The organism is Francisella sp. AG1, assembly GCF_057683165.1.
In genome coordinates, this window is sequence record NZ_CM173135.1 from 876,195 (window position 1) to 888,596 (window position 12,402).

The window sequence follows — 12,402 nt, forward strand, 5'->3', positions numbered from 1 at the left end:
ATAGTGTTTTTTCTTTATAGAGAATAGCATTATTTAGAGGTTAGTAAAAACTCTCCTTTATCTGATTTTTTTAAGCTAAAATAGGAAAATAAAAATGAGTAATGAATCTACTAAAAAAATGTCATTGTTTAGCGCTATTCTTATAGGTGCTACTTCGATGGTTGGATCTGGTTGGCTATTTAGCGCCCAATTAACAGCTAAAAATGCAGGTAATTGGGCATTTTTAGCATGGATTTTTGCGGCAATATTAGTTTTAATGATCGCACTATGTTTGGGTAAAGTTGTTTCTATGTATCCTGTTAGAGGTGCTACAACTAGGTCAAGCGCTATATCTCATAACAATATATTTGCTATGCCTTTTGCTTTTGCAAACTGGTTTGGGATTGTAGTTGTTATATCATCAGAAGCTCTAGCAACTACCCAGTATCTTTCAGGGGTTAAATCTATGGATTGGTTAATGCAGAATAATGTATTGACTGTTGCAGGTACAGCATTTTCACTTTTTGTATTACTTGTATATCTTTTAATTAACTTCTATGGTGTTAAGCTTCTATCAAAAGTTAATAATGCTATTACTACGTTTAAAATAATAGTACCAGTAGTTATTGTTTTGATATTTATCACATATGCATTTACGCATAGCAACGAACATGCAAGTTTATTATCAGCAGATATTCCTAATAATAATAATTTTGGGTTCACATCAGCTTTAACTGCAATTGTGGCAGGTGGTCTTATTTACACATTTAATGGTTTTCAAACTGTTGTAGCATATGCTAGTGAAGTTAAAAATCCTGGTAGGAATGTTCCATTAGCAATCATTTGTGCTTTAGCTTTAGTACTTATTTTGTATCTTGGGTTGCAATATGCATTTATGCAAGCAGTGCCACATGCTTATTTAGTAAGTAAAGGTGGATGGGCAGGCTTAGATTTTGAATCACCTTTATTGCAATTAGCTACTTTATTAGGTTTAGGTTATATATCTTTTCTATTAATTATTGATAGTATAATTAGTCCATCAGCTACAGGATATACTTATTTAGGTGCTTCATCAAGAATGTTATATGCAATGTCTTCTGAAGGTCAAATGCCAAGATACTTTGCTAAAATAACACCTATTGTAAATTTATCACGTAGATCTTTATTAGCTAATTTTTTATTAGCAGCAATATTCTTGTTTTTCTCAGATAACTGGTCTGGTTTGATGCTTGTTGTAACAGGTTTTCATATTATTGGATATATGGCAGCACCTGTTAGTATGGGTGCTTTGGCTCCTCGAACAAGACTATATGGTTTAGTAGTTTTTATAATCTTAACTTTACTTTTAAACACAGTTGAAGTAGAGACTAATATATATATGAGTATTATATTAGTTGTTTTAATGACTATATATGGAAGCATTGAGTTTAGAAGAATTGGTATGAAAAACCTTTTACCTCTAGTACTACCATTTATTATATTTGTTTGTATAGTTTCACCAGTAAACAATTATATTATCGAAGGAATTGTGGCAGCTATATTTTATTTGTTTGTAACTGATAAGCGTTACGTGTCATTTTGTAAATCTACAGCTAATGAAAAAAATATAATTATTGATTAATTAACCTTATGTATAGTCATTGCGATTTATAGTTAATCTGATAATATTGTGCTAAAGACGTGAGTAATAGCATCAGATAAATTATCAAAAGAATTATTTACTTTTCTTAAAATTCTTTTAAAATTGGCCCAAATTTTTTCTATAGGATTTAAATCAGGAGAATAAGCAGGAAGGTATAGTATCTGTATATCCAGTATACTTTCTCTGAGTTTGATAAGCAATAACTTCACCATAGCTAGGTTTACCAACAAGAGACCATCCTCTTAGTACAGACTGTTTATTATCCATACCCATTTCATCTAAATATACAAGTTTGTTAGGTTCAATAGTCTCAACAACCTCTATAAAACTTTGCCTATCTTGTTCTTTTCTTTGCTTATATTTAGGTGTCTTTTTTAAAAACTAAAACCAAGTCTGGTAAGACAATCATAAAATGTGCTTCTAGGTATTTCAGGAGCTAATGCTTCTCTAATATCTAAAGCCATTGCATCTGGATATGTTCTTAAGTAGCTTTCTATCGCTTCCTTATCTGTAAAGGTTGCTACTCTACCGCAACCCAAGCCTTGCTTAGATTTATAATCACCAGTTGTCTCGTATAAGTTTATCCAAGATCTAGTAGTACGGATATCTATATTAAAAAAATTACTTAGCTCTTTGTCTGTTAGGCCTTCTTTATATTTAGTTATTACGATATCTCTGAAATCTTGGCTATATGATGACATTTTTTCTAAATATTATAACATTATTGTCAAATAACTATCGGATTAACTATATAGGATCTATAATAGCAATCTAGTATAATTATTCCTGATTAATTAATGAAAAATACGCAATGGGTTCTACTTATCTTATGTTTAGGATATTTTATAGATTTTTATGATTTAACTGTATTTAGTGTTTCTTATGTTGATTTGTTGAAGCAACAGTTTGGTATATTAGATACGACCAAGATACAGCAGGTATATTATCTTATAAATAATATTCAAATGGTTGGAATATTAGTTGGGGCTATACTGTTTGGGATATTAGCAGATAGATTTGGTCGTATAACAGTTATTAAGTATAGTATTTTATTATATTCTGTAGCTACAATACTTTGTATATTTGTAAATAACATCTACTTGTTTATGTTACTTAGATTTTTAGCATATCTTGCTTTGGCTAGCGAATTTGCAGTTTCTAGCGTGCTAATAGTAGAATTTTTTCCTCCTAAAATTGCTGCTTGGGGTATGAGCTTGTTATATATTCTTGGTGTTTTGGGCGGCATATTAGCAACCTTATTTGGTATTTTTTCATATAAAGTAATGTTTGTTTTTGGAGGTTTTGCGGGATTAGCAATATTTGCATTAAGAAGAGTGTTAGAAGAATCCCCATATTTTATAAAACTCTACAAAACAGAACAGTTTAAAAATGCTGGTAGTATAGTTTTTCTTTTTAAAAATTATAAAAAACCATTAATCCTGAATTTTTTAATTACATTACCATATTTTTTTATTATTACTGTGATGTTTGCACTGGTTAAATTTATAGCGTCAGATATTGATTTTGCTAGTCTTGTAAAAATATTTTTATTTGGTTTTTTTGTGGGAAATATTATTAGCTGTATTTTTAGTGGTATTTATAATCAATATTTTAAGTCACCTAATTTATTTTTTGTAATAAATATTGTGATATTTTTAGTTAGTATCTTAGCTTATAAATATATCTCTGGCAATGTCATATTTATCTATGGTATTTTTATTGGTTTAGTAGGTGGTGGCTATAATATTATGTGGGCGCAATATGCAGCAACAGAATTTCCAACAGAAATCCGTTCATTAGCATGCAATATGATATTTGCATTAGGTAGGACAAGTACAATTTTGTTTGGTGCTATATTTGCTTGGTGGGTTACAAATGAACAACTTTTTAGACATAATATTAGTATTCTAGCAATAGTTGTAGCTATTATAGTTTTATTGATAATAGCATTTTATAAAAGAAAAAAAATTTTACAATAGATAGAAATAAGATATGAAAAATAGAATTTTATTTGGAATTACTGGAAGCGTTTCAGCATTTAAAGCTATAAATTTAATTCGCTTATTTATAAAAAATGGTGATAAATGTAGAGCTATAATTACTAAAGGAGCGCAACAATTTATTAAGCCTGAACTATTAGTGGCGCTAGGCTGTGATATCTATACTGATGAATCTCTTGATATGAGATGTTATAAGCAAAGCATAGCCCATATAAACTTGTCTCGTTGGGCGAATAAAATAATTATCGTACCAGCTTCGGCAAATACTATAGCTAAATTAGCACATGGGCTAGCAGATGATTTACTTAGTCAGTGTATATTAGCAAATGATAATACTTCTAAGGTATATATAGTTCCAGCAATGAATGTAAATATGTGGCAAAATAATTTAACTCAAGAAAATACAGTAAAATTACAAAAATTAGGTTTTAATGTAATATTGCCTGATAGTGGTATTCAAGCTTGTGGAGATATCGGTGGAGGTAGACTACATGAGCCGGAGACTTTATTTGAGTCATTAATAGAATCATCACAAGATTTTAAAAATAAAAAAGTTGTAATTACGCTTGGTGCTACTGTTGAGGATATTGATGGTGTTAGGTATTTATCTAACTATAGTTCTGGAAAAATGGGCTTGGCTTTGGTAAAAGAACTTTTAAATAGAGGAGCTAATGTGACAGTACTTAAGGCAAAAACAACAATTGATTTTAATCTTAAACATACCTGTCTTGATATTATAAAAACTAAAAGTGCTGATCAAATGAATTACGAGATGTTAAAGCAAGCAAAAAACAAAGATGTTTTTATCGGCTGTGCTGCTGTTGCAGACTATAAAATAAAAAATAAGTTTGAGAATAAAATTAAGAAAAATGATGATAACTTGACATTAGAGTTTACAAAGAATCCGGATATTTTGGCTAATTGTAAAAATGAGTATCCAACTATATTTGCTATTGGGTTTGCGGCTGAATCTCAAAATATAATAGAGTATGCTAAATCTAAATTAGATAAGAAAAAATCAAATATGATAGTAGCAAATTCGATTAATGTCTTTGGTAAAGATAATTCATCTGTAACGATAATGTCTAAGCAAAATAATAAAGAATATACTAATCTAACAAAAGCCCAAATTGCAAAATCAATATTAGACTTTGCTAAGGAGATGATGTGAATACTAGAGAAATTTGCATAGCTGGGAAATGTTATAATTTGATAACACTTAAGAATGAAAATATTGAATTGACCCTATTGGGCTTAGGAGCCTCGATTTATTCTCTTAAAACTAAGGATAAAAATGGTAGATTAGAAGACATAGTTCTACAGTATAGAGATATACATGAATATATTAAAAATCCTTCTTATTTTGGAGCAACTGTAGGCAGGGTTGCTGGGCGCATCAAAAATGCACAGATTAATATTAATGATAAAACATATTTTTTAGATAAAAATTTTCAAAATCAGCATACATTGCACGGTGGTTATAATTGTGTAACTCATAAGCAGTTTGAATTTGAGGAATTAGCAGATAATAAAATTAAATTTAGTACTATACAGAAATCCTCAGAAGATAAGTTCCCTGGAGATATAGCGCTAAATGTAACTTATGAGTTATTAGATAATTCTTTAGTTATATATTTTGATGCAAAAGCTTCAGAAGATACTATTTTAAACATGACTAATCATTGTCATTATAATTTATCTGGGGATTATAAAAGAACAATCGAAGATCATTTATTAAAAATTGAGGCTACTAAATTTGTAAATATTGATAAAGACCTTATACCTAAAGAGATTATTAGCCTACCTGAAGAAATGGATTTTAGCAAAAAATCACAAATTGGCGAAAAACTTAAAAATCAAGATTCAAAATATTTTAATAGTGGAGGAATTGATCATTGTTATATAATTGATGGAGAGGTGGCGCTTGAAGATAAAACTAGTGGTAGGAAACTAAAAGTTTCAAGTTCATATCCAGCATTGCAAATTTATACTTGTAATTTTAGTAGGGGGCATATGCTTGCTAATGGTGATGTACTAAAGAAGTATGATGCTATATGTTTTGAACCACAGTATCCTGGTCCATTTGATGGTAATTATGATAATCACCCAGCAAAGCTGAAGAAAGATCAACAATATAAACATTTTATAAAGTTAGAATTTTAAAATCTATATAATAAATACTAAAATATATTTTTTTAGAAAAATCGATCTGAACTAGCATATAATGATGAATTTGAATTTGAATTTGAAAAAGCAGTTGGTATTAAGCTTATTAAATCATCTGTTATGGTAAAGAAGATGATTAAAATTTTAACTTAGTTGTTTGTATAACTCCAAAGCTTTTTCTCTTGAGACTTTTAAATCAACAATTGGTTTAGGATAATCTTTTCCAAGATTAATATTAGCTTCTTTAAGTATTTCTTCTGATGCCTGCCATGGTTTAACAAGATATTCATCTGGTAATTTTTTGATTTCAGGAACATATCTACGAATATATTCATAAGCTTCAAATTTCTCAGCTTGAAGTATTGGATTAAAGATTCTAAAATAAGGTGCTGCATCTAATCCACAACCAGCGACCCATTGCCAGTTAGCATTATTACTTGCAAAATCAGCATCAAATAAAGTATCAAAAAACCATGCTGCACCTTTTTTCCAATCAACAAGACAGTTCTTGATTAGAAAACTAGCCGTTATCATACGTACTCTATTATGCATATATCCAGTTTGCCAAAGCTCTCGCATACCAGCATCTACTATTGGGATACCAGTTTGTCCTTGTTGCCATTTTTTAAATAGAACTTTATTGTTTTTCCATTTAAAATTGTTGAATTTTTTATTAATATTTTGAGTATTTAAATCTGGATAATAAAATGCTTGGTAATAGCAGAAATCACGCCATATTAGCTCTTTGATAAAATGCTCATGATTAATATCGGTAGCATCTTGGTTATAAATAGCGTTAAAAATTTGATTGGGAGATATTTCACCAAAATGTAAATGTGGAGATAGTACAGATGTAGCATTATCTTTCATAAAGTTACGTAATACCTTATAAGACTGGATATTGTCAGCTAAGAAATTTTCTAACTTATTAATGGCTGCACTTTCTCCTATTTGCCAGCTATTAATAATATTTTGCCATGAATGTTTTGTATCTATAAGCTTTAAATCATTGAATGCTAGAGCATTCGTTAACTTAGTAATTTTTGTAAAATATGGTTTATCAAAATTTTGTTTATATGTACGTGTTTTCATTAGAGATTTATAAAATGGTGTATAAACCTTATAGTGAGAACCATCACCTTTAATGCATTTCCATGGTTCAATTAAGAGACTTCCATTAAAGCTTTTGGTATTTATATTATTATTTTGAAGTAGCTTTTTTATTTTAACATCGCGTTTAATACTATACTTGTCATAACATCTATTCCAATAAAAATCTGTGATTTTATCATCAATAATAAGTTTAGATATTATTTCAAAAGGATTGCCTTTAAAAAAATTAATTTTTTTAAACAGAGAGTCATTTAGAGATAAAAGAGAGTGGTGTAACCATAGCTTACTAGCTGTTCCAATAGGTTGGTTTTCATCGAATATATATATAGGTATTGTCTCATTAGCATAGCTAGCTCTATCAAGGGCTGGATTGTCAGTAAGTCTTAAATCTTGCCTAAACCAATGGATAGCAATCTTCTTACTCATACTTCCTCTCTAATAATATTATATAGCATTCTAGCATGTTCTTGAGAGTCATTTAAACATGGTATTAAACTAAATTCTTTGCCTCCTTTATCAATAAAATTCTGTTTTTCAGTTATTGCCAATTCTTCTAATGTTTCAAGGCAATCAACACTAAATCCTGGAGCTATTATAACTATGTTTTTATGTTGCTTAGCAAATTCTTCTAACTTAATAGTAGTATAAGGTTCTAACCATTTTTTAGGGCCAAAACGTGACTGAAAAGATAACTCAAAACTGCTGTTAGGAAATTTATTTTGCAGAGTTTCTTTTACTAAACGGTAAGTTTTATGGCAATGACAATAGTAAGGGTCACCTTTATCAAAATATTCTTTAGGCAAGCCGTGAAATGAAAATAAAATCACATCAGGTATATAACTTAGTCTTTGCAAATGCTTATCAATTTGATAGCTAATAGTTTGAATATGATGGATATTATCATAGTAAGGATTTATACCTTTTATAGTGGGTTGCCAACGTAGTTTTCTAAGAATTTGATAAACTTTGTCATATACTGTAGCTGTTGTAGATGCTGAGTATTGAGGGTAAAGAGGAAGTATGACTATTTCAATAGCTCCTTGCTGCTGCAGTTTTTTGATTTTATTTTCAATACTTGGGTTTCCATAACGCATAGCATAATCAACTATATAATCATCTAACAAATCATCTAAAGTTTTGGCTAAATTTTCAGTAAAAAGTAAAAGGGGGGATTTATTATATTCTTTGTTCCATATTGTTTTATAATTATGAATATTTTTCTTTGAACGTATAGGTAATATAAATAAATTGAGTATTAATTTCCATAAAAGAGGATTAGCTTCTATAACTCTTTGGTCTGATAAGAATTCTTTTAAATATCTTTTGATTGATTTAGCATCATAGTTATCAGGTGTTCCAAGGTTAACCAAAAGAACCGCTTTTTTCTTGTATTTTTCATTATATACTTGCATAAAGTTACTAAAGCTAAAGTTTATATAAGCTAATTGTAACAAAATAAAGTTTATTCAAAAATTAAATTTATCATATAAAAAATAATAAAAGAGTTATAATTGAAATTAGGCTGATGAGCCTTATGAGGAGATATATTATGAAAAAAATGATTTTAACTTTGTTAGGGTTATTAAGTTTTATATTTAGCTATGCTTTTATGCGGCCAGCTGATCCATACAATATGTATGATGGCCCAGAGGTAAAGGAGGAACGGGCTGAAGGTTCTGCATATGTTCCACCAAACAGAGAGTTTATTAATTCTAAATATGGTGAATATATAGATAATAGAGAATCAGATTTTCGACCAGGACAAGATGCTGATCGACTTTTTTGGTCTTATAATCAGTCATAAGCAAAGCTATTTAAATACAGGCAATAGGTTAAATTCTGTTGCTAGTTGTAAAAATATCATTAGCAAACCAGCCAAGGCTATTGTGCTTAGATAGATTTTGCTAGTTAAATTATTTGTTCCTTTTGAATTACGTATTTTCCATGCCATCATAGCTGGCAAGCTTATAAGTAGTATTGCTACAAATATACTTGCATATCCAAGAGCCATGACAAACCCTTGAGGATAATAAACAGCAAAAATAAATGGTGGTAAATAAGTGATTATAAATACTAATGCTTTTGAACGATGATTAGTAGAGCGTAACTTATAGGTGTCTTGGTTAAAATTAAAAAGTCCAAGAGTAACTCCTAAAAAAGATGTCGTAACAGCAATTGAAGTAAATGTTGTTGCAAAAGTATCTACTGAAAATAAATTATAAGAGATATGGTAAGCTTGGATTAATGATGTGATATCGTTGCCATTATTTATTATATATTGGAAATTACCATTGTTCTGAGCATGAAGAGGAATTGTGCCTAGAGTTATAGTTTCCCAGACTATATAAATTATTAAAGGAATAATAAGTCCACCAATAAGAATAGCAGTATGTAAGTCTTTTTTATTAGATTTTAAATAAGATCTCATGCTTGGTAGAACAGTATGATAACCAAAAGAAGTTATTAATAAAGGAAGAGTTATCCATACAAAATTAACATTAGAAGTTTTAGTTAATATTAGAATTTTTTGTATATATGGCGATATACATACTACAAGAGCTATAAATGCTAAAAATTTAATTATGATAAAAATTTTATTTAAGCAATCAACAGCAAATGCTCCTTTATAAACAAATGCTCCTAAAATTAATATAAAAATTAGGCTATTTAGCCATAATGGTATTGATATACCTAAATTAGATAACCAAACTCCAAGTAATGAAGAGCCTTGGGCAGTATATGCAGCTGTAAGTGCATACATAAGCAATAAAAAACTAAACCATGCTATTATTTGACCAAAACGACCAAGTGTAAGTTTTGCCATAGTGCTAAAGTTCGATCCATCAGGCATTTCTAAATTAACTTCTGCTATTAAGTATGCTGTAGCAGTCATTAATAATGCTATTACTAAAAGCACAATTAATGAAAAAACAAACCCTAAAGAGGCGGTTATTAATGGTATTACAAGCATACCAGCACCAACACAGGTTCCAGTTATAATTAATGCTGCACCTAGTCTTCTCATAAGTGAAACTCTATTATCCATATTTACTCCAAGTTATTTAAAATTTATTTTTAGATTGTATTATTAATGTTATCTAGAGCTATTTCATATAAAGAGGCTGTCATAAGCTTACCATTATGGTTACTATAAGCCTTGTTTATAGAGCTTTGAATAACTGTATCTATATCTTTAAATATAAATTCTGGAGTAATATTTTCAGTCGGGTTTGACATCATAGTATAGAATGTTCTCGCCATTCCCATGTTTGATAAGAAATCAGGTAATATTGCTAATTTATTATCAAAATATTGAGAACATTTACCATAACAATATTCAGCTTCCTTAAAAGGATGGTTTGCACCACAACTTATAACTTCAAGATTATTTTTAAGCATCCCTTCAATATCATCATAAGTAATTATGTTTGAGCCTGCAGCAGGAACCATAATATCAATTTCAGTATTTAATAGTTTGGGATAGAACTTATCATGGGGTAAAGTATCTTCTAAGGTACTTAGGATACGGCGAGATCCAAGTACACTTAGGATGTCTTGTTTAGAGAAACCTTTTAAATTAAATGATCCAGCATCTTTATCACTCATAGCAACTATTAATGCACCAGCAGCATCTAAATAATATGCTGCTGCAGCGCCAACGTTACCACTACCTTGTATGAACACTTTTTTACCACGAATATCTTTGTTAGCAGATTTATAGTAAGCTAATACTGCAGCTGCTACACCATATCCTGTAACCATTTCTGCAAGTAAAGGTTGGCTACCATCTTCAAAATTTAATTTGCTTTTTAAAAGCTGCATATTAGCAAAAGCTGCTTGCTTTTGTTGATCATTACCTTGGGTATATTTATTTATGATGCCTTCTTGAGAATTGTTTATACCTATCTTATTTAAAATTTCATTAATTTTATGGATATCAGTATTCATATCACTACCTGTACCATAATAATTTTTTAAAATAGGTTGAATTGCTTTATACCATCTTTCTAAGACATCATATTTTAGAGGATCATTAGGATTAAGCTTAATACCTGTTTTAGCACCACCAATAGCTGGCCCTGATAAGGCAAATTTAATCTCCATAATTTTTGCTAAAGTTGTGATTTCGCCTAGAGTTATATTATTGTGAAGTCGTGTTCCACCTCCTGCAGCACCACCTTTTAGAGAATTTATTACTAATGTTCCAGTAGCTGGTGATATTTTATCTTTCCATTGAAAAACAATCTCTGGCTCAGTTGCTGAAAAAGCCTCAAGTTTTTTGATTATAGTTTCTTGAAAATTACTCATTTTAAAACCTACCTCAGTGAAATTAATTTATAAGTGCATCAACTTTTGCAGCACAGATGAAATCATTTTGTGTTAATCCATCAACAGCGTGTGTAGTGAAATTTACAGTAGCTTTATTAAAGCTTACTTCGAGATCTGGGTGGTGACCTTCGCTATTAGCTATCCAAGCTACAGTATTGACAAAAGCCATAGTTTTATAGAATCCCTTAAAATTAAAGACACGAGTTAGTTTATTATCATTTATCTCCCAATCACAAGATATCGATTGTAGTAATGCTTGTGCTTCTTGAGTTGATAAAGGTAATACTCCACCTGATTCACATATTTGACATTTTTTTTCTGTTAATAAGCTCATTCTTATCTCCTAATAATTATTGTTTTTAAATTGTTTTTTAAGCCGTTGCTGGCTCAAAGAGGGGGGAGAACTCCCCCATTTTTTGTGCTTGGGTGATTATTGATATAAAATCATTATTAAGTACATCATATATCTGAGAGTAAGATTCAATACTGTAATAAACTAATTGTTTAATATCAATTCGGTATGGTGTTCTAAGTATATCTAAAGCATTAAAATTATTTCTTTGAACATTCTTTTCTTCTATTGAATGTAGCGTTTCGCTAGGTGATGATAAAATTCCACCTCCATAGCATTTAAGACCTCTGGAAGTTTTAATCAATCCAAACTCTACTGTGAACCAATAGAAACGTGCTAACATTTTTTGAATATATGGTTTTTGCCCAATACCTAATTCACCGTATTTTTGCATAAAATCTGCATAGACTTTATTTGTAAGCATTGGTGTATGTCCAAATATTTCATGGAAAATATCTGGCTCAGTAACATAATTAAAATCCTCATTAGTTCGAATAAAGGTTGCACATGGAAATTTACGTTCAGCTAATAATTTAAAAAACTTATTAAAACCTATAAGTGCTGCTACAGGCTCTACAGTCCAGCCAGTAGCTTTACTAAGTTTCTTATTTACATCTGGAATTTGAGGTATTTTATCAGTGGGTAATTTAAGGTACTCTAAACCTTCAATATACTCATCACAAGCATAGTCTTTAACTATTTTAAGTTGTCTTTGAGATAAATCATGCCATGTTTTATGTTCATTGCTAGGGTATTTAATATATCCATTATCATCAGATATTCTTGATATATATTTACTTGATTTTTTCATTTAATGGTTC

General features: G+C 29.8%; 11 protein-coding genes and 1 pseudogene. 5 read left to right on the forward strand and 7 right to left on the reverse strand.

What is annotated here, in order from left to right:
* Nucleotides 1–94: 94 nt before the first annotated feature.
* A complete protein-coding gene (locus ACR0PV_RS04465; RefSeq protein WP_488173766.1) occupies nt 95–1,600 on the forward strand; it encodes an APC family permease in 1,506 nt (501 codons plus the stop codon).
* Between the two features lie 32 nt (nt 1,601–1,632).
* Here the strand turns inward: ACR0PV_RS04465 and ACR0PV_RS04470 are convergent.
* Nucleotides 1,633–2,322: pseudogene (locus tag ACR0PV_RS04470) on the reverse strand (transposase).
* A gap of 96 nt (nt 2,323–2,418) precedes the next feature.
* Between ACR0PV_RS04470 and ACR0PV_RS04475 the strand changes: the two are divergent.
* Genes ACR0PV_RS04475 through ACR0PV_RS04485 form a run of 3 tightly spaced genes read left to right on the forward strand, consistent with a single transcriptional unit; the run spans nt 2,419 to nt 5,784 of the window.
* A complete protein-coding gene (locus ACR0PV_RS04475; protein WP_488173767.1) occupies nt 2,419–3,600 on the forward strand; it encodes an MFS transporter in 1,182 nt (393 codons plus the stop codon).
* 13 nt (nt 3,601–3,613) lie between these two features.
* Nucleotides 3,614–4,792 (forward strand): bifunctional phosphopantothenoylcysteine decarboxylase/phosphopantothenate--cysteine ligase CoaBC, encoded by a 1,179-nt coding sequence (gene coaBC / locus ACR0PV_RS04480; RefSeq protein WP_488173768.1) that lies wholly within the window; start codon nt 3,614–3,616, stop codon nt 4,790–4,792.
* Nucleotides 4,789–5,784 carry an aldose epimerase family protein gene (locus ACR0PV_RS04485; protein WP_488173769.1) on the forward strand — a complete coding sequence of 332 codons (996 nt, stop codon included), beginning with the start codon at nt 4,789–4,791 and terminating at the stop codon, nt 5,782–5,784. Before coaBC ends, ACR0PV_RS04485 begins: the two co-directional genes overlap by 4 nt.
* A 147-nt stretch (nt 5,785–5,931) precedes the next feature.
* Here the strand turns inward: ACR0PV_RS04485 and ACR0PV_RS04490 are convergent, their stop codons facing one another.
* Nucleotides 5,932–7,326: a cryptochrome/photolyase family protein gene (locus tag ACR0PV_RS04490; RefSeq protein ID WP_488173770.1), complete on the reverse strand. Its 1,395-nt coding sequence runs from the start codon at nt 7,324–7,326 to the stop codon at nt 5,932–5,934.
* The gene (gene hemH / locus ACR0PV_RS04495; RefSeq protein WP_488173771.1) at nt 7,323–8,312 is read right to left on the reverse strand and encodes a ferrochelatase; all 990 of its coding nucleotides are present in this window, start codon (nt 8,310–8,312) and stop codon (nt 7,323–7,325) included. The genes ACR0PV_RS04490 and hemH overlap by 4 nt, the downstream gene beginning before the upstream one ends.
* Before the next feature lie 137 nt (nt 8,313–8,449).
* Here hemH and ACR0PV_RS04500 point away from each other — a divergent pair, with 137 nt between their 5' ends.
* The gene (locus tag ACR0PV_RS04500) at nt 8,450–8,704 is read left to right on the forward strand and encodes a hypothetical protein (protein ID WP_488173772.1); all 255 of its coding nucleotides are present in this window, start codon (nt 8,450–8,452) and stop codon (nt 8,702–8,704) included.
* Between the two features lie 6 nt (nt 8,705–8,710).
* Here the strand turns inward: ACR0PV_RS04500 and ACR0PV_RS04505 are convergent, their stop codons facing one another.
* From ACR0PV_RS04505 to phhA, 4 genes are read right to left on the reverse strand one after another with little or no spacing between them, the layout of a single operon-like run.
* Nucleotides 8,711–9,946 carry an amino acid permease gene (locus ACR0PV_RS04505; RefSeq protein WP_488173773.1) on the reverse strand — a complete coding sequence of 412 codons (1,236 nt, stop codon included), beginning with the start codon at nt 9,944–9,946 and terminating at the stop codon, nt 8,711–8,713.
* A gap of 29 nt (nt 9,947–9,975) precedes the next feature.
* Nucleotides 9,976–11,208, reverse strand: a complete 1,233-nt coding sequence (locus ACR0PV_RS04510) for a Glu/Leu/Phe/Val dehydrogenase dimerization domain-containing protein (protein ID WP_488173774.1) — start codon at nt 11,206–11,208, stop codon at nt 9,976–9,978.
* A gap of 22 nt (nt 11,209–11,230) precedes the next feature.
* Nucleotides 11,231–11,563 (reverse strand): 4a-hydroxytetrahydrobiopterin dehydratase, encoded by a 333-nt coding sequence (locus ACR0PV_RS04515; RefSeq protein WP_488173775.1) that lies wholly within the window; start codon nt 11,561–11,563, stop codon nt 11,231–11,233.
* Between the two features lie 37 nt (nt 11,564–11,600).
* Nucleotides 11,601–12,392, reverse strand: a complete 792-nt coding sequence (gene phhA / locus ACR0PV_RS04520; protein ID WP_488173776.1) for a phenylalanine 4-monooxygenase — start codon at nt 12,390–12,392, stop codon at nt 11,601–11,603.
* Nucleotides 12,393–12,402 lie beyond the last annotated feature (10 nt).